Annotated in this window: 21 protein-coding genes, 1 tRNA gene and 1 other RNA gene; 12 read left to right on the top strand and 11 right to left on the bottom strand. The window is 33.7% G+C overall.

The annotated features are described in order from the left end of the window. From tssD (Q4566_RS02950) to ffs, 6 genes are all read right to left on the bottom strand, one after another. Window positions 1-705, bottom strand: a complete 705-nt coding sequence (gene tssD, locus Q4566_RS02950; RefSeq protein WP_303418083.1) for a type VI secretion system tube protein TssD — start codon at window positions 703-705, stop codon at window positions 1-3. A 137-nt stretch (window positions 706-842) separates the two neighbouring features. Further along, window positions 843-1,238, bottom strand: a complete 396-nt coding sequence (tssD, locus tag Q4566_RS02945) for a type VI secretion system tube protein TssD (protein WP_303418081.1) — start codon at window positions 1,236-1,238, stop codon at window positions 843-845. A gap of 29 nt (window positions 1,239-1,267) precedes the next feature. Continuing rightward, the gene (locus Q4566_RS02940; RefSeq protein ID WP_303418080.1) at window positions 1,268-2,146 is read right to left on the bottom strand and encodes a TssN family type VI secretion system protein; all 879 of its coding nucleotides are present in this window, start codon (window positions 2,144-2,146) and stop codon (window positions 1,268-1,270) included. 2 nt (window positions 2,147-2,148) lie between these two features. After that, window positions 2,149-3,063, bottom strand: a complete 915-nt coding sequence (locus tag Q4566_RS02935; protein WP_303418078.1) for a hypothetical protein — start codon at window positions 3,061-3,063, stop codon at window positions 2,149-2,151. Between the two features lie 24 nt (window positions 3,064-3,087). Beyond that, window positions 3,088-3,681 carry a C40 family peptidase gene (locus Q4566_RS02930; protein WP_303418076.1) on the bottom strand — a complete coding sequence of 198 codons (594 nt, stop codon included), beginning with the start codon at window positions 3,679-3,681 and terminating at the stop codon, window positions 3,088-3,090. Between the two features lie 326 nt (window positions 3,682-4,007). Next, window positions 4,008-4,106: signal recognition particle sRNA small type (gene ffs, locus Q4566_RS02925), an RNA gene on the bottom strand. An 88-nt stretch (window positions 4,107-4,194) separates the two neighbouring features. Between ffs and Q4566_RS02920 the strand changes: the two genes are divergently transcribed. The 3 genes from Q4566_RS02920 (at window position 4,195) to Q4566_RS02910 (ending at window position 7,653) form a co-directional block, all read left to right on the top strand. Then, on the top strand, window positions 4,195-5,229 hold the full coding sequence (locus Q4566_RS02920) for a glutaminyl-peptide cyclotransferase (protein WP_303418074.1): 1,035 nt from the start codon (window positions 4,195-4,197) through the stop codon (window positions 5,227-5,229). A 98-nt stretch (window positions 5,230-5,327) separates the two neighbouring features. Further along, a complete protein-coding gene (locus tag Q4566_RS02915; RefSeq protein WP_303418072.1) occupies window positions 5,328-6,632 on the top strand; it encodes a cytochrome ubiquinol oxidase subunit I in 1,305 nt (434 codons plus the stop codon). Between the two features lies 1 nt (window position 6,633). Then, on the top strand, window positions 6,634-7,653 hold the full coding sequence (locus Q4566_RS02910; RefSeq protein ID WP_303418070.1) for a cytochrome d ubiquinol oxidase subunit II: 1,020 nt from the start codon (window positions 6,634-6,636) through the stop codon (window positions 7,651-7,653). Between the two features lie 44 nt (window positions 7,654-7,697). Here the strand turns inward: Q4566_RS02910 and Q4566_RS02905 are convergent, their stop codons facing one another. After that, window positions 7,698-8,171 carry an ankyrin repeat domain-containing protein gene (locus Q4566_RS02905; protein WP_303418068.1) on the bottom strand — a complete coding sequence of 158 codons (474 nt, stop codon included), beginning with the start codon at window positions 8,169-8,171 and terminating at the stop codon, window positions 7,698-7,700. A gap of 78 nt (window positions 8,172-8,249) precedes the next feature. Then, window positions 8,250-10,451, bottom strand: coding sequence for a catalase/peroxidase HPI (gene katG / locus Q4566_RS02900; RefSeq protein ID WP_303418066.1), 2,202 nt, complete (start codon window positions 10,449-10,451; stop codon window positions 8,250-8,252). Between the two features lie 234 nt (window positions 10,452-10,685). Between katG and tpx the strand changes: the two genes are divergently transcribed. From tpx to Q4566_RS02860, 8 genes are all read left to right on the top strand, one after another. After that, entirely contained in the window at window positions 10,686-11,183 is a 498-nt protein-coding gene (gene tpx, locus Q4566_RS02895; protein ID WP_303418064.1) for a thiol peroxidase, read from the top strand. 1 nt (window position 11,184) lies between these two features. Then, window positions 11,185-11,553 carry a diacylglycerol kinase gene (locus Q4566_RS02890; protein ID WP_303418062.1) on the top strand — a complete coding sequence of 123 codons (369 nt, stop codon included), beginning with the start codon at window positions 11,185-11,187 and terminating at the stop codon, window positions 11,551-11,553. Between the two features lie 111 nt (window positions 11,554-11,664). Continuing rightward, the gene (locus Q4566_RS02885) at window positions 11,665-14,094 is read left to right on the top strand and encodes a DNA translocase FtsK (protein ID WP_303418060.1); all 2,430 of its coding nucleotides are present in this window, start codon (window positions 11,665-11,667) and stop codon (window positions 14,092-14,094) included. 12 nt (window positions 14,095-14,106) lie between these two features. Next, window positions 14,107-14,742, top strand: a complete 636-nt coding sequence (locus Q4566_RS02880) for an outer membrane lipoprotein carrier protein LolA (protein WP_303418058.1) — start codon at window positions 14,107-14,109, stop codon at window positions 14,740-14,742. 9 nt (window positions 14,743-14,751) lie between these two features. Next, window positions 14,752-17,124, top strand: coding sequence for an LptF/LptG family permease (locus Q4566_RS02875; RefSeq protein ID WP_303418057.1), 2,373 nt, complete (start codon window positions 14,752-14,754; stop codon window positions 17,122-17,124). Window positions 17,125-17,152: 28 nt separating this feature from the next. Beyond that, window positions 17,153-18,316: a 3,4-dihydroxy-2-butanone-4-phosphate synthase gene (gene ribB / locus Q4566_RS02870; protein WP_303418054.1), complete on the top strand. Its 1,164-nt coding sequence runs from the start codon at window positions 17,153-17,155 to the stop codon at window positions 18,314-18,316. A 175-nt stretch (window positions 18,317-18,491) separates the two neighbouring features. After that, complete coding sequence (locus Q4566_RS02865) at window positions 18,492-19,643, top strand: serine hydrolase (protein WP_303418052.1); 1,152 nt, start codon at window positions 18,492-18,494, stop codon at window positions 19,641-19,643. A 306-nt stretch (window positions 19,644-19,949) separates the two neighbouring features. Then, entirely contained in the window at window positions 19,950-21,857 is a 1,908-nt protein-coding gene (locus Q4566_RS02860) for an alpha/beta fold hydrolase (protein ID WP_303418050.1), read from the top strand. A gap of 62 nt (window positions 21,858-21,919) precedes the next feature. Here Q4566_RS02860 and Q4566_RS02855 read toward each other — a convergent pair. The 3 genes from Q4566_RS02855 to Q4566_RS02845 form a co-directional block, all read right to left on the bottom strand. After that, window positions 21,920-22,001: transfer RNA gene (locus Q4566_RS02855), tRNA-Tyr, on the bottom strand. 61 nt (window positions 22,002-22,062) lie between these two features. After that, window positions 22,063-24,774 (bottom strand): TonB-dependent receptor, encoded by a 2,712-nt coding sequence (locus Q4566_RS02850; RefSeq protein WP_303418048.1) that lies wholly within the window; start codon window positions 24,772-24,774, stop codon window positions 22,063-22,065. Between the two features lie 26 nt (window positions 24,775-24,800). After that, a complete protein-coding gene (locus Q4566_RS02845; protein WP_303418046.1) occupies window positions 24,801-25,670 on the bottom strand; it encodes a GLPGLI family protein in 870 nt (289 codons plus the stop codon). A 196-nt stretch (window positions 25,671-25,866) separates the two neighbouring features. Between Q4566_RS02845 and Q4566_RS02840 the strand changes: the two genes are divergently transcribed. Then, on the top strand, window positions 25,867-26,646 hold the full coding sequence (locus Q4566_RS02840) for a hypothetical protein (RefSeq protein WP_303418044.1): 780 nt from the start codon (window positions 25,867-25,869) through the stop codon (window positions 26,644-26,646). Window positions 26,647-26,649 lie beyond the last annotated feature (3 nt).

Raw genomic sequence — 26,649 nt, 5'->3', positions numbered from 1 at the left:
CTATTCTAATTCTTCGTTATCTTCTTCAATTACTGTAACTAGTATTTTGTCATTGTCTGTTCTAATTAGGTAATCTTCTATAATATTGTCTTTAAGGTGATTACCTTCATACATAAAGTCAATCGTTTTTTTATTAAGTTTTAAATCGACAACTTCTCCAATCATATGTTTACTTTCTACAACTAAATAGACTTCATCTCCATAAGTTAATATAGTGTTCCTATTATTGTCTTCGTCTGTATAATAGAAATCAATTATTTGAGGTTCTTTGATTTCTTCTCTAGTAATAGACTCAGGACTTTCTCTAGGAAATGTAGTCCTCCACGATGCAGAATAAATACCACTAGAATTAGAATCCTCAAAACCAGCGGCAGTAATTTCAAGAGTTTCTGTCATTGGTTGATTTCCATTGGAAGAAAAATCATTTTTCCAGTTAACAAGATGACAATCGAAAATTTTAATTTTACGTGTTTTAGTGCCTAATATAACTGGAAGGATATGTAATTCTATTTGTTTGGTTTCATTTGGAGCAAATGACCATTCAGCAAGGTTTAGGTCTTTTCGGGTTTCAATGGTTAAGTTTAACCCTATAAACACAGGTTTTTGGTTAGGTCTTCCATTATAATCTGCTTTTTGATTAAATCCGAAAGTGAAACCCAGGACGTTTATTTCCTTTCCGTCTATTAATAATTTTGCTTTTATCATTTTTTAATTATACTATTTTGTCTTTTGGATCAGCGTCTTGTAGCCAACTTTTAAAAATAATTAGCACTATTATTTAAAGAACAGACAAGTTAATATTAACTTGAAAATAACTTACCCTAAAAACACTCATGATATACCTACACCGTTGTTGGCCACTTATTACTAAAAGTTGTGCCTTTTATAGTAATCTCATTCGCTGAAATAACCAATTGGGTTTGCATAGGTTCTGCATCGTGCGCATTAAAATGTTCATGATAATGCAAACAGTAAGCATTTTTGAATTCAATCTTTTTAAGGCTGGCCATGGTTTCCCGTTTATAAAAAGTAATCACACCATTTTTAACCATATCTGGAGAAATCGCCCAGTCCATGAAATCGGTTTTAGAAGTGGATTCTACAAGTAGTTTTATTTGTCCGCCACGCGGATTTTCAGCTGGACGGCCATTATAATCCGCTCCTTGAGAAAATTCAAATGCACAGTCTAGTACATTTATTTCATCGCTTTCGATGGTTAATTTTGATAAAAATGACATAAATTATAAGTATTAAATTTGGCTTAGAATTAAGCTTCTATACGCTGCACGATAATGTTATTCTCTTCTCTAATACCATTCCATTCAATGGTTTTATTAGCATCGATATGACGAAGTCCTTTCCACCAATGTGGTTTAAAATAAAAAATCCAACCAGAAGCACCACCTTTTAAATCTGTGATTTCAATTTTATGTTCTGGGTGTAAAGCATTATAATCATCAACGAAAAAGTAAAAAAGCTTTCCAAACTCCATATGTTCCGGAGCTTTAACCTTAAAGCGACTCATATCTTTATCGCCAAGTTTCTTTTTAAACTCCAAACTTATTACTAGTGGGTTGCTTAATTCATTACTTGTGGGCTCCTTAATATCTTGATTTATAGGATAAAACCACTTTTTATAAACTTCTACTGGGATAGATACCGCAAATTCATAAGTTTTTATAACTAGTAATGGAATTAAAAAAGCAAAACCTGCACTAAGATAAACCAACACGAAATCTTCTCTAAAGCGACTAATCACTTGCACGAAGGCTAACAAGGCAATGCCTAAAAAGACTAGAGTTAGCACAAACTCACCAATAAATTCAACTTTAGTTTCAGTAAGTTCTTTAAAATAAAATCGCATCGCAAAAACATGAGCAATACCTAAAACCAATAAAATAAGTTCTATAGCGATATAACTATTTGTTGGTGAATCATCTAAAATTTTATGGTAGGCCAATAAACCTGTCAATCCAAACAATACAGCCAAAACACAGGCATATACAATTGCTTTTAATTTATTCTTAGTAAATATATTTCTCACCTTCTTTACCACTGCCATGAGTAAAGAACTGAGTATTACGAGAATTATACTTAATTTAAAAACTTCGCCATTTAATAAACTTGCCATCATTGTATTCATCATAATTAAACTCTTGTAGACATTCCTAAATAAGCACCAACACCAGTGTCAAGAATAAATTCACCTTCTTTATTTACTTCTATTTCTGTCTTAATGTGATACTCCATGGGGATAAAAAATTTATAAAATATAGTTACAAAATCTAGCAATCCGTTTTTTCCTAAAAATTGATCAACTTCGCTCTTTTTATCAGGTTGAATAGTAACATGTAATACAGGCTGTTGTATTTTTAGGGTGTCTTGCTTCGTAATAAAATTTACTCCTAATCTATTTTCGCTACTAGTTTCAAGCACCACTTCACGTGTTTCAAATGTTTTTTTGTAACCTACTTCAACATCTATTATTTTTTTTAAACTCAAAAAAGTGAGTTCTAAATCACCTGATATTTGGTGTGCATAAGGCAAAAGTCTAATGAGTTTTGCTGCAAATACTTTAGGTATCGATTTGTCAATTTTCCAAAAATCCATTAAAAATTCATCATCCAAGTTTCTAAACTCTCGAACAATAGATTTTTCTTTTTTCTCTATATCTACACGTTGTCGAAACAATTCATTTTCTATCGGTGAAAATAATAGTCTAGCATCTTCCTCTTCTTTTTTTTGCTGCTTCCTTTTTGATGTGAAAGTCCCTGCATTACCGCTTTGGTTTGCTTTATGAAAAACACCTTCCGGAAGCAAATCATAAATACCATTACGAGCCAAATTCAATTGTAAACGCTCCTCTCTCTTCTTGTTCGATACGAGCTTCACATCAATGATATCCCTACGGTATGATCTATTAAACGTACTTTGATATGAGGTTACAATATCATCTGCTTGCACTGAGCTTTTCGCTTCGATTTCAGTTACAAAAACTTCAGCTCTTAAATTTTGAAAAATTTGTGATAGCTCATCGTATACCGTCTGAAGTTCCTTGCTCATTTAAGTTGCTTTCAAATAATAGATTTACAAATCACTTCTTTTACCGCCTGCTACATACCGTTTTTCCCAAAATGGATTGGTGATATCGCAAATTTTAACACCACTATTACCACTTTCTCCTTTATAAGAAGTCGCATTAATAAACTTATTGTTAGCTAAATACACCCCCACATGCGAAATAACCTGCTCCCCTTCCCTGTGAAAAAACAGCAAGTCGCCTTCTTCTAAAAATTCTTTACCTCGAAACTTATTAATGTAATCGGATTCAAATTGTTTGTGGGCTGTACGTTCTATGTATTTATCATAAACTTCTATATAAAGCAATTGAGAGAAAGATGAGCAATCAATACCATCTTTAGTTTCTCCACCCAACAAATACTTAGTGTCCATCCAGTCATCAATAAAAGCGTATAACTTAATATTTTGTAAAGAATCAGGCACTGTGTTAAGTAATTTGGCGTATTCTATTTGGACTGGTAAAAAAGCCTTTTTCGGAGTTATCGTGTCATAAGACACTACAATATCATCATTATTTGTAGTAACTTTAGATCCTTTACAATACATCAACGTAAAAGCTATTAAAAAAACAGGGCCTAGCTTATATAAATTTCTCTTCATATAGTTTATTCTAAATGACGATTTACAACAATTAAAAAGATTTTTTCCTACCTCCAAACAAAAGTAAATCGTACGTAAAAACGCCAAATTTACATTTTTTAGATGAATCACGCTTAATTTTGTAGTAAAATTATTATTTAATTGCTAAGAATTTAAAACACAACAGTATTAACCAACAATTACAGCTTAGAAGAAGGTGTTGATAAAAATAGAAAAACACTAAAAGCGACCAAGAATTTAATAAGAACCGAAAAAAGTTAAATGAGTTTTAAACAAAAAAATCTTGAAGCTCATGTGCTTTTCAAGATTTCAGTTTCGGGTACAAAAAAAGGCAAGCTACCTACATCACACCGCTACGACCATTTACCTTTGCTTCGTTCCCGACCTGGAGGATTCAACAGGAGCTGGTTGTGTAGGACTTGCCGGGTGCAAATATACAACCTTTTAAAACTTTCACAATGATTTTTTAAACTGATTTTAAATAAATATCTTGCCTTAAATTATATTTAGAAAATGAATTTACTCAAACAGTTCACAATCACATTTTTAAGCATCGTAATTATCTCTTGCGGATCTAATGGAAATCATAAAAAAAGTGATTTTTCCATACTAACCAACGCTTCAAAAGGTAATATTTCAAATAACAAAACATTAAATCTAGATATAGAAAACAAAAAAATGCACGCCATCGACTCGGTTTCCTATACTTTAGATGGTGTTTCAATTGAGAATAGTATCAGTTTAGAAAATCATAAATTAGGTAAACATGCTATTGAAGCTACTGTATATTTTGAAGGCGAAAAGCAAACTGCGGTATCTGCTATCACTATTTTAAATAGCGAATTACCCAAGGTTTACACTTTCAAAATTATAAATGAATATCCACATGACATTACATCATACACCCAAGGTTTAGAGTTTTATAACGATACTTTATATGAAAGCACAGGGCAATACAAAGAATCGAAACTTAGAAAGGTTAATTATAAAACTGGTGAGGTATTAAAAAATGTCAATTTAGACGATGCCTATTTTGGTGAAGGGCTTACCGTTTTAAATGACAAGGTATATCAACTTACATGGCAAAAAGGGACAGGCTTTGTTTACGATGCCAATAGTCTTGAAAAAATAAGTTCTTTTAAATACGGAAAAAGTAAAGAAGGCTGGGGTTTATGTCATATTGATAATACCATTTACAAAAGTGATGGTACCGAAAACATTTGGATTCTAGACCCCGTGAATCTTACTGAAGGTGATCACATTCAAGTCTACACCAATAAAGGTAAAATAGTTGGTATTAACGAAATGGAATGGATTGAAGGTCATATTTATGCAAACCGTTATCAAAAAGATGGTGTAGCTATAATTAACCCTGAAAACGGTGCTGTAATTGCTGTTGTTGATTTTACTCCCCTAAAAAACTTAGTAACCCAACATGAGGGCTTAGATGTTTTAAATGGAATCGCATTCAACCCAAAAACTAAAACCATTTTTGTAACTGGAAAACGTTGGGATAAATTATTTGAGATAGAAATTGTAAAAGAATAAGCTAAAATTTAAGCTTTTTTCTGTCATTAAGGGATAAATAAATAAGGTTTAGAAAGTGATATCAAGTATATTTGTTTTTACAAACTAAACCCGCTTTTATGGATAATTTAGATGCCGCAAGACTACAAATGGCATTTACCCTAATTTTTCACATTGTATTCGCTTGTGTTGGAATGGTCATGCCGTTTTTTATGATTGTAGCACACAAAAAATGGTTAAATACTAAAGACCCTGTCTACCTAAAACTTACTAAATCATGGCAAAAGGGTGTTGCTATTTTCTTTGTGGTAGGTGCTGTATCTGGTACGGCATTGTCTTTTGAACTCGGGCTCTTATGGCCTGAATTCATGAAGCATGCTGGGCCGATTATAGGTATGCCTTTCTCCTTAGAAGGTGCCGCCTTTTTTGTTGAAGCCATAGCTTTAGGGTTTTATTTGTATGGATGGGATAAAATCCCTGAAAAATTTCATTGGTTTACCGGTGTAATCGTTGGGGTTTCAGGTGTTGCATCAGGTATACTTGTGGTTTCTGCTAATGGCTGGATGAATGCGCCTTCTGGGTTTGATTATATAAATGGAGAATTTGTAAACATAGACCCAATAAAAGCCTTACTCAATCCTGCTTGGTTTACACAAGCTTTACATATGACTTTGGCTGCTTTTACAGCTACAGGTTTTGCTGTTGCAGGGGTTCATGCCTATCAAATATACAGAAGACGCCATATTGATTTACATAAAAAAGCGTTCAAAATAGCCATTACTTTTGGAGCAGTTGCAGCCATTTTACAACCTTTAAGTGGTGATTTATCTGCTAAAGATATCGCTGAAAGGCAACCCGTTAAGCTCGCAGCCATGGAAGCGCATTATGAAACAGAAAAAGGAGCCCCCCTGCTTATTGGTGGTATAGTAAATACTGAAACACGTGAAGTGACTCATAAAATAGAAATCCCTAAAGCCTTGTCCTTTTTAGCCTTTGGCGATTTTGATGCTGAAGTTAAAGGTCTTAATGATTTCCCCGAAGATGTGCACCCAAATGTAGCAATCGTACATTATGCTTTTCAAGTTATGGTTGGCATTGGCACCCTACTCCTACTCGTTGGTTTACTTTTTTTTATTAGTCTACGGAAAATTTCATGGTGGCAAAATCGTAAATTCTGGTTGTTGTTTACTCTCTTAGCACCTATGGGTTTTATTGCCCTAGAAGCTGGTTGGATTGTTACAGAAGTTGGTAGACAACCTTGGATTATTCATAATATCATGCGAACTAAAGACGCTGTAACTCCAATGCCTGGCATGATTTATAGTTTTTATATGTATATGGGTTTATATTCCATATTAAGCATTGCCGTGACTTGGCTTATGATGCGTCAAATAAAATCGCTTAACCATCCAAACCTAAAATAAAATGCTAAATATTGTCTTATTTTTTTTAATGGTTTCTCTATTGCTTTATGTTATTTTAGCTGGAGCGGATTTTGGTGCTGGTATTGTAGAGCTCTTTTCTACTAAAAAGAATCAGCAGCTCACTAAAAAAACGATATACCGCGTGATGGGACCTGTTTGGGAGGCGAACCACATTTGGATTATTATTTTAGTTGTGATTCTTTGGGTAGGATTCCCTAAATTCTATAATGTTTTGGTTGTTTATTTACATATCCCGCTAACCCTTGTTTTATTAGGCATTACCATCAGAGGTGTAGCCTTTGTATTTAGACACTATGATGCCTTTAAAGATAAGTCGCAAATACTATACGATTGGATGTTTCGCTTTTCTAGTTTAATCACGCCTATTTTTTTAGGTATGACTGCAGGCTCTATGCTTTCCGGACAACTGATTATTACCGAAAATTATCAAGATTATAGTTTTGTTGAACTTTTTATACAACCTTGGTTTAACGGATTTTCCATACTTGTAGGTGTGTTTTTTGCCGCTTTATGTGCCTTTTTAGCATCTATACTTTTAATTGGAGAATCGCATGCTAACGACCGACATGTTTATGTTACAAAAGCTGAAAAAGCGACGGTAGCCGTTGTTGGCATTGGTTTTATAGTAATCTGCTACGGTTTTTACCACGAAATCACTTTTGTAACCGATTTTATAAAAACACCCATAACCTTAGGCTTCGTGTTTTTATCATTTATTTTGATATTTCCGCTAGTACAAAGCATCAAAAAAGCTAAAAAAGTGGCCACAAGAGCATTAGCTGGCATACAAGTAACTTTGATTCTAGCCGCTGCATTTGTTACCCATTTCCCTGTTTTAATTATCGCCTACAATACCAAAATCAATCTTCTAGAAACCGCTTCTCCTGAAAAAGTTATTAATGTGCTAGCTATTTCTTTAATTATTGGTGGTGCGGTTATTCTACCAGGCTTATTTCATCTGATGAAATCGTTTAAAATGATTAAAGTTTTAGATGATTAATTATAACAAGAGGACACAAACAATTAAAAAACCATTTTATTAAATTAGGACTTCAATAAGGACACTAAATCATTAAATCCTTTTAATTCCGCGTGTTCAATCGCAGTTTTCCCCTCTAAGTCTGTTAGGCTTTTATCAGCGCCTTGAGCTAATAGAAACTTCACCATATCCTGCTTATCATACATTGAAGCAAAAATTAAAGGCGTTACGCCTTGGTCATTTTTCGCATTAATGTCTGCACCTTTTTTCAATAAGTACTTTGCTATAGCTTGGTTCCCTTTAAAGGCTACACCAATTAATGCAGTATTCCCCATGGCATCTCTAGCTTCAATTAAAGCTTTGTAGTCTATTAAAGTTTTAGCGATTTCATTCTTATCGAAATATGAAGCCAAAATGAGTGGTGTAAATCCCCGGGAGTCAGTAATATTCACCAATTCAGGTTGTGTTTTTAACAAGGCCTTCACTCCAACGTGGTCACCTGACTGAATTTTACTAAAAAAAGTATCTTTATTATCCATATTACGTCTTTAATTAAATAAAATTGGGACAAGCAATTTAACGCTTATCCCAATTAGTTTATATCATTTTTTTATATCCTATTTTAAATCGAAACGATCTAAATTCATAACCTTTACCCAAGCCGCAACAAAATCGTTTACAAATTTCTCATGCGCATCATCTGCGCCGTAAACTTCAGCAATAGCTCTTAATTCAGTATTCGAACCAAAAATTAAGTCGGCACGAGTTCCAGTAAAAGTGGCTATTCCAGTTTTTCTTTCACTACCAGAGAAAAAGGCGTCATCATTAGAAGACGCTTTCCACGTATATCTAAAATCTAAAATATTAGAAAAGAAATCATTTGTTAAATGTCCTACCTTTTCAGTAAAAACACCATGTTTAGAACCATCATAATTAGCTCCTAAAACACGCAAACCTCCAACTAAAACAGTCATTTCTGGGACAGTTAGTGTTAATAAGTTTGCCTTATCAACTAACAAGTCTTCAGAAGACACAGACAAACCAGACTTTAGATAATTTCGAAAACCATCGGCTTGAGGTTCTAAATAACTAAATGAATCTACATCTGTTTGCTCTTGAGAAGCATCACCACGTCCTCCCGAAAAAGGCACCTCTACAATATAACCTGCATTTTTAGCTGCTTCTTCAACACCTAAAGAACCGCCTAAAACAATTAAATCTGCAATAGAAACTGATCCTTTATAATTTTTTTGAATATCCTCATAAACATCTAAAACCTTTGCTAATTCCTTAGGGTTATTTACATCCCAATCTTTTTGAGGTGCTAGTCTAATACGACCACCATTAGCTCCACCACGCATATCCGACCCTCTATAAGTAGAAGCCGAAGCCCATGCCGTACGTACTAATTGAGAAATACTTAATCCTGAATTTGAAATTAAATTTTTCAAAACAGCTACATCTTCCTTACTCAAAGTGTAATCAACAGCTGGAATTGGATCTTGCCACAACAACTCCTCCTGAGGAACTTCTGGTCCCAAATAACGAGAGACAGGCCCCATATCACGGTGAGTTAATTTATACCAAGCACGCGCGAAAGCATCTTCAAATGCTTTATGATCTTTGTGGAATCGTTTAGAAATTTCTAAATATGTAGGATCTAATTTAAGCGCCATATCTGCAGTGGTCATCATCAGTGATTGCTTTTTTGATGCATCACCTGCTCTTGGAGCCATTCTAGCTTGTGAAGCTTCTGTTGGCTGCCATTGATGTGCGCCTGCGGGACTTTGAGTTAACTCCCATTCATAATTTAATAAGACATCAAAATAATCATGATCCCATTGTGTTGGGTTTGGTGTCCAAGCGCCTTCAATTCCACTAGTAATCGCGTCATCTAAAACCCCAGTTCCAAAACTATTTTTCCAACCTGTGCTCATTTCTTCTAAAGTAGCTCCTGCTGGCTCCGCACTTAAATATTCATCTGGATTAGCCGCTCCATGTGCTTTACCGAAAGTATGTCCGCCTGCAATAAGCGCAACGGTTTCTTCATCATTCATAGCCATTCTACCAAAGGTTTCTTTGATATCGATAGCTGAACCATGAGGATCTGGTTTTCCGTTGGGTCCTTCAGGATTCACATAAATTAAGCCCATGTGTGACGCACCTAATTGTCCCTCTAGTTTTTCGTCTTTATAACGTTCTTGGTTGCCAAGCCATTCACGCTCCGATCCCCAGTAAATATCTTGTTCTGGTTGCCATATATCTTCACGACCTCCTGCAAAACCAAAAGTTTGGAAGCCCATAGACTCTAAAGCACAGTTTCCTGCAAGGATTAATAAATCGGCCCAAGAGACATGTTTTCCATACTTTTTCTTCACTGGCCAAAGTAATAAACGCGCTTTATCTAAGTTCCCATTGTCTGGCCAACTGTTTAAAGGCGCAAAACGCTGATTACCAGTTGAAGCACCACCACGACCATCACCTACACGATAGGTACCAGCACTATGCCACGCCATTCTAATCATAAAGGGGCCATAATGACCATAATCTGCAGGCCACCAATCTTGAGAGTGCGTTAACAACTCCATGACTTCATTTTTCAAATTTTTAAAATCAATACTATTAAAAGCTTCAGCATAGTTAAAATCCTCTCCCATAGGGTTCGATTTCACCGTGTTTTGTCGAAGTATATTTAATTTTAATTCATTTGGCCACCAGTCGCGATTTCTCGTACCACTACCTGCTGTTACCTTTTGTTCGCCTCCAAAAAACGGACATTTGCTTTCACTTTTTTCTGATGAATTCTGATAACTTTCCATTATAATATATGATTTAAAAAATTCTAGATTCTTACAAATTTACTAAATATGAGCCTCAAAAACATCTCAAGTAAATGTTAATAATTTATGATAAAATAGAAAAAACCAATACTAAAAACAAATACAATAGACAGATTGTATACTATGTTTTTAACATTAAAATTAATACCTATTCAATTTCGTCTTAACAGTTAATAATTACTATTTTTATCAGATAATTTAAAAATCAAAATAATGGCCACAGTTACATTAAAAGGAAACCAAATACACACTTCAGGGGACTTACCAAAAGTTGGAGAAAAGGCGCCTGATTTCACTTTAACAGGAACAGACTTATCAGCTAAAAAATTAAGCGATTTTGCTGGAAGTAAAGTTGTTTTAAATATATTCCCAAGTGTTGATACAGGAACTTGTGCACAATCTGTACGCACCTTTAACGAAGAAGCGAGTAATCTTGAAAATACTAAAGTACTTTGTATTTCTCATGACTTACCATTTGCACAAGGGCGTTTTTGTGCTGCCGAAGGATTAGAAAATGTTGTTAGTTTATCTGATTACAAAGATGGTAGTTTCGGAAAATCATACGGTTTAAATTTCGTAGACGGTCCTTTAGAAACTTTACACTCACGTTGTATTGTTGTTTTAGATGAAAATGGTGTCGTGAAACATACCGAACAAGTTAGCGAAACCGTTAACGAACCAAACTACAAAGCAGCTCTAGAAGCGCTTTAACATGCAAAAAAAAGAATCACTTTTAGTAAACCGATTAAAAAGTGTTGGCTACGCCTTCAAAGGCGCGTTTTTATTAATAAAAACGGAATCGAGTATTCAAATTCAATTCGCCATCGCTATAATCGTAACTGTTGCTGGATTTATTTTTGATATTTCAACATACGAATGGATGGCACAAACTTTGGCCATTGGTTTAGTAATGGGTATGGAAGGCATGAATACAACCATAGAAGAAATAGCAAATTTCATACATCCAGAACACCATACTAGAATTGGTTTAATCAAAGATATTGCGGCAGGGGCTGTTTTTATAGCCTCTGTTTTTTCTTGTATTGTTGGTTTTATTATCTATCTTCCAAAGATTTTTTAAAATACTTTTACCTTTAGGATAAACGTTAGTAATTTGTATTTTTGCTGCTTTATGAAAACATTTTAATGCAGTATCTATTTTAGTATTTCAATTTGAATCAACAACTCATTAATGGCTAAAAGTAAACCCAAAACTAAAAAAGCACCTAGAAAAAAATTTAAAATGCCGAGTTTTAAGTTGTCTAGCCAGCAAAAACTGGTCTTAGGTAGCTTTCTTGTTATTAGCGGCTTACTTATTTGTATTGCTTTTATATCTCACTTATTTACTGGTAAAATTGACCAAAGTGCTTTAACTGAATTCACATCTCGTGAGGTGCCAACAAAAAACTGGTTAAGTAAATTTGGAGCCTGGTTAAGTGATTTACTTATTCAGCGTGGTTTTGGTCTAGCTTCTTTTATTTTCTCCGGTTTAGTATTTCTATCCGGTGTTTTTGTACTTATGAATTTGAGTACAACCAAATTAAGAAAACATTGGTTTTGGGGCGTATTCATTATCATTTGGCTATCTGTTTTATTTGGCTTCTTCGGAAACAGACATGACATATTAGGCGGTACAATTGGTTTTGAGGTTAATAGTTACCTGCAAGATTATATAGGCAAAACCGGAACAATTTTACTACTCGTATTTGGCTTTATCACCTATTTGGCTATACGTTTCAAAGTCACGTTTGAAGGTATTGTGGCTTTCTTTAAATCTGCTAAAAAAGACCTTAAAGCTGAGCTTAAGAATGATGAAGACGCCATCGTTCCTATAGATAATGATTTAACTGAAGAAGCTGAAGAAATTAAAAAAGCACATGAAATTTCTTTAGACAACAAGCAACCAAACAAAAAAGTACCTGAAAAACCAAAAACAGAAACAACATCTTTTGAAGTTAAGGTTTCAGAACCGGAACTAGAATCTGAAATAGAGCTTGAACCAGAATCTAAACCCAACGAGAAGGAAGATGATTCAGACCTAGAAATCAAGGTTGAAGAGGTTAAGGAAGAGCTTTCCGAATCTGACAACTTAGCAAACAAATTAGTTGAAGATTTTGGTCAATTCGACCCAACCTTAGAACTTGGAAAATTCCAATATCCTCCATTAGAATTATTAAAAAAGTATGATACCGAAGGCATCAAAATAAATCAAGAGGAGTTAGAAGAGAATAAAAATAGAATTGTAGACACCTTAAGTAATTATAAAATTGGTATCTCCAGCATTAAGGCAACTATTGGACCTACAGTTACTTTATATGAAATCGTTCCAGAAGCAGGTGTCCGTATTTCAAAAATTAAAAACTTAGAGGATGATATTGCATTATCACTTTCTGCACTTGGTATACGTATTATAGCACCTATTCCTGGTAAAGGAACCATTGGTATTGAAGTTCCTAACAAGGATTCTACTATCGTTTCTATGCGTTCGGTTATAGCATCTAAAAAATTCCAAAGTTCAGAAATGCAATTACCTATTGCTTTAGGTAAAACCATTAGTAATGAAACCTTTGTAGTCGATCTAGCAAAAATGCCTCACCTCCTTATGGCTGGAGCAACAGGACAAGGTAAATCGGTTGGACTAAATGCAGTTTTAACTTCTTTACTTTACAAAAAACACCCTGCAGAAGTTAAGTTTGTTCTCGTTGACCCAAAAAAGGTAGAGCTCACTCTATTTAATAAAATTGAACGTCATTATTTAGCGAAACTTCCAGATAGTGAAGAAGCTATTATTACCGATAACACCAAAGTAATCAATACATTAAATTCATTGTGTATTGAAATGGACAACCGTTATGAACTGCTTAAAAACGCATTATGTAGAAATATAGCAGAATACAACGTGAAGTTTAAAGCAAGAAAATTGAATCCTAACGATGGCCATCAATTTTTACCTTACATCGTTTTGGTTGTTGATGAGTTTGCCGATTTAATTATGACAGCCGGTAAAGAAGTAGAAACACCTATAGCCCGTTTAGCGCAGTTAGCCCGTGCTATTGGTATTCACCTAATTATCGCAACGCAACGTCCTTCTGTAAACGTAATTACAGGGATTATTAAAGCAAACTTCCCAGCGCGTATAGCTTTTAGGGTAACCTCAAAAATTGATTCTCGAACCATTTTGGATGGTTCTGGAGCCGATCAACTTATTGGTCGTGGTGATATGCTTTACACGCAAGGAAATGATTTAATTCGTGTACAATGTGCTTTCGTTGACACTCCCGAAGTTGAAAAAATAACAGAATTTATTGGCTCTCAAAAAGCCTATCCAGATGCCTACTTATTACCTGAATATGTAGGTGAAGAAAGTGGCACAAGTCTTGATATAGACATCTCCGACAGAGATAAACTCTTTAAAGATGCCGCTATTGTTATTGTTACCGCGCAACAAGGTTCGGCTTCACTTTTACAACGAAAATTAAAATTAGGATACAATAGAGCAGGAAGAATTATCGATCAACTTGAAGCGGCTGGCATTGTGGGCCCTTTTGAAGGCAGTAAAGCCAGACAAGTTTTAATAACCGATTTAATTGCTTTAGATCAACACTTAGAAAACGAAATATAATTTTTTAAAACCATGAAAAACTTCATTACCATATTTTTAATTGCACTTTCCTTCAATGCTATTGGACAAAATGATGCAGAAGATTTACTAAACCACGTGTCTAAAAAAATAAAAAATTACGATAATATTTCTCTAGACTTTAAATACACTTTAGAAAACCCATCAGAAAACATCAAACAAGAAACCAAGGGCGATGTGGTTTTACAAGGTGAAAAATACCGTTTAAACATTCTTGGGGTCACTCAACTATTCGATGGTACTAAACTTTATAGTATAAGTACCGAAGATGAGGAAGTCACTATTTCTTCACATGTAGAAAATGACACTGACGTCATTACACCAAGTAAAATGCTTTCATTCTATGAGGATGGCTATACATATACATTGGATATCAAACAAGATATTAAAGGTAGAAAAATTCAATATGTAAAGTTAACACCAATAGATTCTAATTCTGAAATCAAAAATATTCTCCTAGGTATCGACGATCAAACGAAACACATTTATAATTTAATTCAAATTGGAGGCAACGGTACTAAAACTACACTAACGGTAAATTCATTCCAAACGAATGAGCAATTATCAAAAAACGTATTTACCTTTGATGCTACAAAATATGAAGATTATTACATCAATAATCTTGACTAAGCTTAGCTCGTGAAAATACTTGATCGCTACATACTAACATCTTATCTCAAAACTTTCATCAGTGTATTTCTAATACTCATGATGATTTTTGTTTTACAAACCATCTGGCTATACATTAAAGAACTAGCAGGTAAGGATTTAGATATTATGGTTATTGTAAAATTCCTGTTTTACTTTATGCCTAAACTTATTCCACTGGTAGTTCCTCTTACCATCCTATTAGCTTCCATCATGGTTTTTGGTAGTTTCGCAGAAAATTATGAATTCGCAGCCATGAAATCTACAGGTATTTCATTGCAACGCGCGATGTCTGGCTTAAGCATTTTCATAGTAGCATTAGGTATTGTGACTTTTTTCTTTTCCAACAACGTTATTCCTTGGGCTGAATATAATTCATATAACTTAAGACGAAATATTGCCAAATTAAAACCTGCTATGTTATTGGCAGAAGGTCAATTTAATGAAATGGGAGATTACACTATTAAGTTTGACAAAAAACACGGTGAGCGTGATCAATTTTTAGATAACGTTACCATTCACATAAAAGGAGCTGATGGCAAAACAAACGCGACAGTCATAAAAGCCAAACTAGGAGAACTTACAAGTAAAGAAGATTCTAATGTACTTACGCTTATACTTACGGATGGCCATTATTATAATGATGTTAAGCCAAAAACTCATAAAGCGCGATTAAAAAAACCCTTTGTTAAAAGTAATTTTGATAAAAAACTATTGAATATCGATTTATCGGAACTCAACAATGTTGATTTCGATGAAAAATCGCAAACAGATAAATACAGCATGCTCGATGTTCCTGGTTTGAATAAAGCAATAGATTCATTAGTAAAAAAGAGTGAAACCGATTATCAGGCTTTTTCAAAAAACCTATACCAACGCACTGGTTTTATGAGGTATAATGAACTCCCTAAAACCGCTACTAAAGATTCGATTTATAAAGGTGAAATTCTTGATTTATATGATACTAAGGATAAAATAAAACTGGTAGAAATTACATCTAATGCCTTAACTAGCTCCCAAAAAATACTAACCACCAAAGAAAAAACACTTAAAGCCTCCGAAACATGGTTTAATAAACATGTTATTTCTTTGCATGAAAAATTCGCTTTAGGTTTTGCTTGTGTTATACTATTTTTTGTTGGAGCCCCACTCGGTGCATTAATCCGTAAAGGAGGTATTGGTTTGCCAATGGTTATTGCTATTTTATTATTTCTAACCTACCACTTTATAGGAATATTTTCAACCAATAGTGCTAAAAGTGGAGGTTTTAATCCCATTCTAGGTAGTTGGTTCTCTACCCTCGTTATGCTGCCTTTAGGGATCTTTCTAACAAAAAGAGCTACCGAAGACAGGGGGCTTTTTGAAAGTCAAGGAATCTTAGAGCCGCTTAAAAAATTATTCGGACTTAAGATCAAACCTCTGGAAAAAGACCTTTCCACGTTCGACATTGAAACCGAAGAATACGCCACTTTATTATCATATGATAAAGTGAAATTAATCGATATAATTAAAAATTATAAACATTACAACTACGATATAAAATACAAAAATAGTGCTTTAGCTATTTTAGACTCCAGAGGTGTTACAAAACAACACCTTAAATTTTCTGGTGAATATTCAGACGAACGCTTTGATGAAACGATACGACTAAAAAACACCTGCGACGAAGATTCCAAATTAGCACTTATCCTTTATATTGTTTGTGCACCACTAATTCTTATTGGAAAAATACTAGAAAACAACAAATATGAAGCTTCAGGAAAAATATTGTTTACAGTTGGGGTTATCGTTGGTGTTGTATATTTTATAGCCTTTACACGTTCTTTTATTAGTTTTTCTAACTTTAAAAAGCATGTTAAAAAACAAAATATTTCAAATTCAATTTTATACGTTTTAGTTGGCTTACCCCTATTTTTCGTGGTGTACATCGTTCAAAATAGGATGCTGAAAACAGATTTAGCTGAAGACGAAATTCACAATCCTTTAATTGAAGTTAAAAAACAAGATGCCGCTATCTGCATTAAACTTAAAAATATTTTCAAATCCTATACAACCCATGCGAAATTTGCCATAATTTTATACGGAATAGGTATCGTATTAGTTATACTATACTTTATTCTGAAAAATAATAAACAGCAAGATTTGGCTAACTCAGCTATACAACTAAGTATTATTTCATTTATACTATTCATTTTTTACTTTATTAAATCGATTATAAACACCATACAATTCTATAAGCAAGATGACTTAAATTTAAATAAGGTCGAATTGGTGTTAGCCATAATAAGCGCTCCTCTCTACCCTATTTCCTTTATAATTCTAAAAAACAGGTTAAATGGAGACTTAAAGTCGAATTGTTTATAATCAATAAAATTAGCAATATCTTTGCACCATGATACTAGAACCTATGACACAAGATACAACACCAAAATTTGAACTTAATTCCATTCATTCTGCAATAGAAGACATAAGACATGGAAAGGTTATTATTGTTGTTGACGATGCAAACAGAGAAAATGAAGGTGATTTTTTAGCTGCGGCTGAAAAGATTACACCAGAAATCATCAATTTTATGGCAACTCAAGGTCGCGGATTGATTTGTGCACCATTGACAGAAAACCGCTGTAAAGATTTAGATTTACATATGATGGTTCGTAACAATACCGATCATATGGAGACTGCTTTTACGGTTTCGGTAGATTTAAAAGGAAAAGGTGTTACCACAGGGATTTCGGCAGCAGATAGAGCGCTAACAGTTCAGGCACTCGTTGATGATGATACTAAACCGTTCGATTTAGCTCGACCTGGGCATATTTTCCCATTAGTAGCTAAAGAAGGTGGGGTGTTAAGACGTACAGGCCACACCGAAGCGGCCATCGATTTTGCAAGATTAGCAGGCTTAAAACCTGCTGGTGTTATTGTTGAAATTATGAATGAAGATGGTACCATGGCGCGACTACCACAACTTATGGAAGTGGCTAAAAAGCATGATATCAAAATAGTTTCCATTGAAGATTTAGTAGCATACCGCATGCAACATGACTCTTTAATTGAGAAAAAAGAAGATTTCCAATTAGAAACTCGTTTTGGTAGTTTCAGACTAAGAGCTTACAAGCAAACTACAAATAATCAAGTACATATTGCCTTAACTAAAGGTATTTGGAAAGCAGATGAACCTGTTTTAACCAGAATCAATTCTACACTTGTAAATAATGACATCTTAGGAACGCTTACCAATAAGGCTGATGATGACTTAAACGCCATGTTTAAAGTAGTCAACGACGAAGGAAAAGGTGCTATCCTTTTTATAAACCAAGAAGCTCAATCCATGGATATTCTCAAACGATTATCATTTTTAAAGGATAATCAAACTGAAGAGAATATCACAAAAGCACCTAAAATCAAGATGGATAATCGCGATTTTGGTATAGGTGCTCAAATTTTACATGATTTAAATATTCATAAACTACGTTTAATTTCAAATTCAGAACAACGCAGTAAACGCGTTGGTTTAATTGGATACGGATTGGAAATTGTAGATTCTGTAGGCTATTAAAAATAAAGAAGTTACCATACTTCAACAATATATTAAAGGTCTGTTTAACTTCGTTATTCAGGCCTTTTTTTATGCATATATAGTAAGTTCTAGTCTTTTAGAGCATCATAGATTTTTTTAAAATTACCTCTGAATTAAAAAAAAATAACTAATTTTTAGCTTTTAAAGCACAACCATGAAAAAAGGTACAATTCTAATTATTTTTTTAATTATAATTTCTTCTTGTAAAAGCCATCTGAACAAGTCGCAAATAGCTGTTCAAATTCCAGTTGAAACTCCTAAATTAGAAATTCCGCAAACGGCTAAATCTGGTTTAGACTCCTTAGTAGCTAAAGTAGCTACCACAAATGGCTGTAGAATGACTGCCACGATTAAAGGCCCTAATACAACAGCATATTACAGTGGTTTTGATGGTAGAACTAACGAAAAAATAACCGATTTTAATGATTTGTATGAAATTGGAAGTTGCACCAAAATGTTTACTGCTGCTTCAATCTTTCAACTTATAGAACAAAAGAAGTTAAAACTTGATGACTATCTCACTGCTGTTCTGCCGAATGAAACTTTCTATGATGATTTGCTCATTGTTGACAGTAAAAACTATATCGATTCCGTCAAGGTGATTAACCTTTTAAATCACACCTCTGGATTTCCCGAATATTTTTTAGAAGATGAAGAAAAAGTTGTTGAATTACACAGCGACCCTTCCGAACTTTTTACTGCTGAAAAATTGATTAATATGGCAAAAGCCAACCCTGACCAAAACGTATTTATTCCTGGTTCAAAATTTTCATATTGTAATGTCAATTACATATTACTTGGGTTAATTATTGAAAAACTTTCAAAACAAACTTATCCAGAATATATTCAAGAACATATAATAGCCCCATTAGCATTAAAAAACACTTACTTAGGTTCTATTTTCCCTAATGCCAAAAGGCCAAAAGGGCATTATAAAGACAAAATAACATTAATGCCACTTACCATGGCTGGTGCTGCTGGCGAAATAATATCCAATTTAGATGATATGCAAACTTTCATAACAGCTTGGAACAAAGGCAAACTATTTAAGGATTTAAATACAATTAACAGTATTAAAAATGATTACTTCAATGATATGGTACCTGGTGCTGTCACTTATGGAGCTGGTGTCGTTAACCTCATGAATTTATCCTTGGGGCATGGTGGTCAAACACTTGGATATCAATCTTATGTTGGCACTATGAGCTCTAACAACTACACTTTTGTATTTTCAATAGACGACGCTACGGTTTCTGCTTGGTATCCAGCTATTGAAACATCAACTCTACTAAATAGTATTAAATAATTGGTTTATAGGTTTAAATATTAGCTTTCCTTAACAATTAAAAACTCAACTTCTTTTAATAGAAACGAAGTAGCCTATTTTAATGTTATTTCAATAGCTCATATTTGCAATTTTAAACTATTAAATCTGAACATGAAAGAAAGCCAAAACACTCTTCCTCTACGCTTAAAAATTCAAGTACCTTACTTTTTTCCATTTTCTACATTAATTCTATAAAGTGGTATTCCTCGATTTAAATAATCCACAATAATTTGTATATTTAGAAATAACACTCTAATATACAATTAGAAAGAAAATTTTTACCTCATGAAAACTAAAATTTTAGGGCTTATTTTTGTCACGCTTTTCTTTTCTTGTAAAGAAAAAACTAAGGAAGTTGAAAGACAAGTTAACCAATACACCATTAAACAATTTATGGATAATGAATCTGTTGGTGGTGGCAGTTTCTCGTCAGACAACAGCAAACTATTAGTCACAAGCAATCGATCTGGAATATATAATGCATATACTATCCCAATTGAAGGCGGAGAAATAACACCTATTACTGAATCGGATAGCACCTCCTTTTTTGCTGAATCTTATTTCCCTAATGATAACAGAATGCTTTTACAAGCAGATGGTAATGGTGATGAAATTAATCATCTTTTTGTTAGAGAGTTGGATGGTACTATTGAAGACATTACGCCTTTTACTGGCGCTAAATCCAGTTTTTATGGCTGGTCTAAGGATGAGCACTTTTTATATTTTGGGTCCAACAAACGGGATCCTCGATTTTTCGATGTCTATAAATTATCGATTGATGATTACACTTCTGAAATGATTTACCAAAATAATGATGGTTTAGACTATAGTGCCATGTCTGATGATGAAAATTATATTGCACTCTCAAAAACCATGAATACAAATGACAATGATTTATTCATTTACGATGTAAGTACAAAAGAAACCACGCAAATAAATGATAATTTGAGTGCCAATTCTGCTCAAGATTTTTCAAAAGACCATAAAACGTTTTATTATACTACTGATGATGGTGGTGAATTTTCATACTTGATGTCATATGATTTAAATTCAAAAGAAAAGATAAAACGTATTGAAAAATCGTGGGACATCTCAGGAATTAGACTGACTCATAACGGAAATTACATGGTGGTTTATATTAATGAAGATGGTAAAAACACTATTGAAGTCTTAGATACTAAAACCATGAAGCCCATTAACCTGCCAAGTTTTGATAATCAAAGCATCACAAGTGTAGGGTTTAGCCGTGATGAAAAATGGATGCGCATGTATGTTGGAGGTTCGAATTCACCTTCCGATCTATACACGTACAATTTAGAAACTAAAAAGCAATCCAAATTAACGCATGTCCTAAACAAAGATATCCTTCCAGAAGATTTAGTTACAGCTAAGGTTATTCGTTATAAGTCGTTTGATGGTACCGAAATCCCTGCTATTTATTACTTACCTCATCAAGCCTCTAAAACAAACAAAGTACCTGCTATGGTATGGGTTCATGGCGGGCCAGGCGGACAAACTCGTCAAAATTTTAGTGCTTTAATTCAATATTTAGTTAATCATGGTTATGCGGTTTTAGCAGTAAATAATCGTGGTAGTAGTGGCTATGGTAAGACCTTTTTTCAAATGGATGATAAAAACCATGGTGAAAAAGATTTACAAGATTGTGTAGAAGGTAAAAACTGGTTAGCAAAACAAGTTGAAGTTGACGGTGAGCATATCGGGATTATTGGTGGTTCCTATGGTGGTTATATGACCATGGCAGCCTTAACCTACACCCCTGAAGAATTTGATGTTGGTGTAAACTTGTTTGGAGTTACCAATTGGATGCGTACATTAAAGAGTATACCTCCTTACTGGGAATCGTTTAGAGAAGCTTTATACAAAGAATTAGGTGATCCATTTACAGCTGATTCAGTGCGTTTAAAGCGTATTTCACCATTATTCCATACCGATAAAGTTACCAAACCGCTTATCGTACTACAAGGTTCTAAAGACCCAAGGGTTTTACAAGTTGAATCTGATGAAATTGTTGCAGGTGTAAAGAAAAATGGTGTTCCTGTAGAATATGTTTTATTTGAAGATGAAGGTCATGGTTTTGTAAAAAAAGAAAACCAGATAGAAGCTTATAGCAGCATCCTGAAATTTCTAGATAAATATCTAAAAAATGAAAAAACTAAAATGGACGAAACCTAACAAATTTCAAAATAGAATAAAACAAAAAAAGCAAGCTTTAAAAGCTTGCTTTTCAATTTTTGTGGGGAGAGCAGGATTCGAACCTGCGAAGACGTAGTCAGCAGATTTACAGTCTGCCCTCGTTGGCCGCTTGAGTATCTCCCCAAAACCGAGTGCAAATATATCACGGTTTCTTTATTCTACAAAATAAAAAGTGAAACTTTTTTTATAAATCGTAGCGTAATCTGAAGGTAACAAATCGCGGCTGTATGTAATACTCTGTAACACTTACAGATATATTATTAGAGTTACTTGTGTTTTGTGATTGGGTATCTAATAAATTTGTCGCTTTAAGCTCATATTCCCACTTACTATCCTTGTTTTTTCTATAAGAAAGTGAAGCATCCCAGAATTCGAAGGTATTTAATGTCTTTGATTCATCACTAAATCTATTGTGGGAATAATTGGTTTTAAAGGTAAAGGTTTTAAAAATTAACGCATCGAAATTTATTGAAGGCGCATTGGTATAAAACTTAGTTCTGCTTGTTCCTTGATCGTTATCTTGAATTGAATAACGGTAACCGAGTTCAAAATTTGGTGCTTCTCTAAAATTAGTTCTTACTCTAGCTCTATAAGTTTGTGCATAATTTTCGTTGGTAGACGCCTGATTATTTACAAACTGATTAAATTTATTATAACTTAAATTTCCACTTAACGTCGTTCTAAATTTACCAATGGTTTTTTCAAAATTACCATTGATACTGGCACTTTCATCGGCCAATCCTGAGTTAAAAGGAGAACTTACTCGTACTACTCCTCCAGGTACAAATTGAGAGCTTGTTCTAATTCTATCAACCGTTTTACTATAATTAATTCGAGCTCTAACGTTTGTATAGTTAAACATATTAAAACTGAAATAAGACAAGTTTAACTTATGAGACAAGGCACTCTCTAATTCTGGATTTCCAGCATAAATAGAGCTATAACTATTTAACACCAAACCTTCCGCTAGTTGATTTACATCTGTAAAATCGGTTTGCATGGCATAATTAAAAGTTATTTGTTCACTTTTTTTCAACTGTAAAATCACATTGAAATCTGGTAACAGTCTGAAAAAATCATCAACGTACGTTTCATTAAACTGTTCGTTTTTTGAACTATAGGCATGAGCGGAAAAACCAGGAGTAAAAGTAAAAAGACCTGTTTTTAATCGGTAATGTGCTCCTACATATAAATCACTAAATCTATAGCTGACATCATTGGTTCCTAACCCATCATTTATGGTAGGCGTCACATCTTGATCTGTTCCATCGTCTAAAGTTTGAAAAATATCGGAATTAAAATCTTGCTTGCTGTAGATGGTTCCTAAAGTGATATTTAAGTCACTTTTTTGATTTAAAATATTCCAATAATCAATTTTAGCATCTGTTTGATTTGATTTTACTCGTTTTTCCTGTGAAACGTTATATCCCGTTTGAAAATCATCTAAACCCAAGGCATCTGCCACATCTTCATAATTGGCTTTATCCTCTAAATATGCGTTGTAAAACGGGTCTTCATCTTGAATCAAATTCTGAACTTCTACAGCAAAAATATTTTTTTCATTTAAGGTGTAATAGTAATTAAAATTCTGATTAACACTAAAAGGATTCGCATTCTCCAACTCGTTTATATCACCGTTAATAGAAGATAAAAATAATTGCTCTTGCGACTCTTTTGATGTTCTAGCCAAAATATCGTAATCCAATTGATTGTTTGTGTTAGGTTTGTATGCCACACTAAACTTTAACATACCTAAATCGCTTCTTTGTACTGTGTTACTTTGTGAGAGTTCATCCGGAATTCCTAATTCTGGATCGGTATATTGAGTGGCCTTATTCTCTTGCATTACTGTTTTACTGTTTGAAAAAATAGCAAACCCACTTAAATCTAAAGTTTCTTTAGGTGAATACGTGAAATTCGCAGCACCAAACTTGGTATTAATTTCCTTTGCCCTATTATTCTGAGCTGTTAAAAAACCTAAACTATTACTGCCTAAGTCTATATTGGTTCCGCTATTTCTACTCGGACTCCTAAAACCACCTGTAAAATTGAAATAATCGCGTCTTGTAAAGGCTATTTCTCCGATATTATTGATATCACCAATAACGTTGATACTGTATTCTGGACTGTAATAAAATAACTTTGGCTGAAATAAGTATAGCCCATCACTAGTAGCCACACCTGCACCTCCAGTAATATCGCCAAACCAAAAATTCTTCTTGCCTTCTTTTAACTTAATGTTTATAGCAATATTATCTTGGTTATTTGTCACCCCACTTAGTTGTCCGATTTCAGCATAATTTTTTAAAACCTCTACTTTATCAATCGCATTAGCAGGAATATTTTTTGTGGCAAGCTTAGAATCGCCATCAAAGAAATCTTTACCTTCAATCATGACTTTGCCAACTGTTTTTCCTTCTACCTCTATTTCACCATCATCATTAACCTCCACGCCGGGTAACTTGTTTAAAACATCTTCAAGTTTACGTTCTGTTCCAGAGGTAAAGGAGTCTGTATTATAAACTATGGTATCTCCTTTTATAGTTACGGGCATTTCGTATACCAGCTCGATTTCATCTAAAGTATTATCGTATTCCATGATGAAATTTTTAGTGATGTCTTTATCGGTAGCTGCTATTTCAAGCTGTAATGTTTTCATCCCAATGTAACTCACTTGAATATTATAATTGGCGTTTTTTTCAAGGCTTAACCTAAAACGGCCTTCTGGAGTCGTAATACCGTAGGCCTCTAATTTTTGGGATTCTTTGTTTATGGCGATAACATTTGCCAACTCTAAAGCAATACCGACACTGTCTTTAACAACACCTTCAAATTTAACCTGAGCGGATAGCGTTATTGTAGCTAACAGAAAGGTTAAAACGATTAATTTATTCATAAAATAAGGTTTGATTTATTTATATTTTATCGGCGTCCGCCACCGCCTCTTCCGCCACGACCTCCACGCATTTCTCGCATTTCTTCCATTTTGGCTTTAGAAATTTCATCAAACTCAGTTTGAGTCACTTCTTTTCCTTTGGTAGGTTCTTTTATTTTTGATTTTTCTGAAGGGTTAATTACTATTTTAGAACATAGTATCGTGGTATTATCTGCACTAATTTCTAAGATTAAACCAGGTAAACCCCAATACACATCAGGTCCAAGATTTACAGGTATTTGTGGTGTATACCACGCTGTCACCAAAATCTCTTGAACGGGTTCTTTTTGATTTTCTTTTTTAGCATTTATAGAATCTTTTGGTTTTTCGTCGTCACGAGGAGGTCTTCTAAAGTCACGAAAATCAATGCCTGTTTTAGGCTTTATGGCTTCTGCCTTAAAACACATATATTTTCCAATGGTTTTCGTTTCACCAGTAATCTTCCAGTCTAAATTTTGTAAACTATCTTTTATTAAAAATTGCTTCCCGAAAAGATCTTGTGTTTGAGATATTTGCTGTGTTTTTATGTTTTTATATTGATCGCCACCCGAACCAGCCATCATACCAAAACGCATAGACCTGCTATCACCAGGGGCATCTAAACGCTCTTCTTCCTCATAAATTGACTCCGATTGATTGAATGTTAGTATGAAAGTTTTTTCTAAAGCGCTTTTCATACGTGCAGCAATTTCCTTTTTTCGCTCTTCATTCATACCTCTACCTCCAAAATTGCTCATATCAATGGACGTTTTAGATTCGTAATAGGCCTTTCCTTGAAAATCTTTTTGAGCAAATATGGGAGATGAAACAGCTAAGAACAGTAAAGCCATTTTAGGTCTTAAAATTTTAAAAATCATAAAAAACATGTTTAATTAGTCACTAAAGTCTTTGCTTTAATGACTATAAGACCTATTACAAATCTATTAGTTTAATTGTAAAATGTTAAAAAAAACTTAAAACAACCAACCGTCGTGTATTTCTGAATTCATCTAGAATTTAGGTTGTTTTTTATCTGGTGATAAACGAATTGGTTTTTGTAATTTCACAACATCTATGAGATCAATAAAAATCATATTATTCTTAATTTCAGCCACTGTATTCGCTCAAGAATCTATAGAGGCTGAATTCTTAAAAACCAAGGCATTAAACGCTGAAACGCTTATCTCCATTGATAATTTTGGCTCGGCATACTATGTTACTAATAATGTGTTTCATAAAAAAGATGATTCAAAAACCATCACGTTTAGCAATTTGCAACTGGGAGATTTATTTACTGTTGACACTTTTAATCCTTTAAAGATCAATTTATTTTATAAAGATTTTAATACCGTCATTATTCTGGACAACCGGCTAGCGGAAATTTTCAAAATTGATTTCAATCAAATAACCCCTTATAAGAATGTATCTCAAATATCTGCAGGTTATGATAATACCATTTGGATTTTCAATCAAGATCTTCAAAAACTAGAACTTTTTGATTATAAAACTAAGAGCTCTCGCGCTCAAACGGTTCCTGTGCAAAGTGCTGTTTTAGATCTAAAAAGTAATTACAACTACTGTTGGCTCCTCACAGAGAACTACCTATATATGTATAACTACTTTGGAAGTTTAATTAAGAAAATGAAAAATACGGGGTTCACATCTTTCGCTGAAAGCAATGAAAACATCATACTAAAAAAAGAAAATACTTTATTTTATATGAAAAAAAACAGTGAGCAATTGACCCCAATAAAAACAGGAAATTTATTGATAAATGATTTTTTTGTAACGAATGAAACCTTGTATATTTACACCAATAAGAGCATACAGGAATTTAAATTAAAAACTAATTAAACG

Source organism: Tamlana sp. 2_MG-2023 (assembly GCF_030548465.1).
Taxonomy (GTDB): domain Bacteria; phylum Bacteroidota; class Bacteroidia; order Flavobacteriales; family Flavobacteriaceae; genus Pseudotamlana.
Note: the sequence above shows the minus strand (reverse complement) of the source record. Positions and strands in the feature narration are given on the sequence as shown.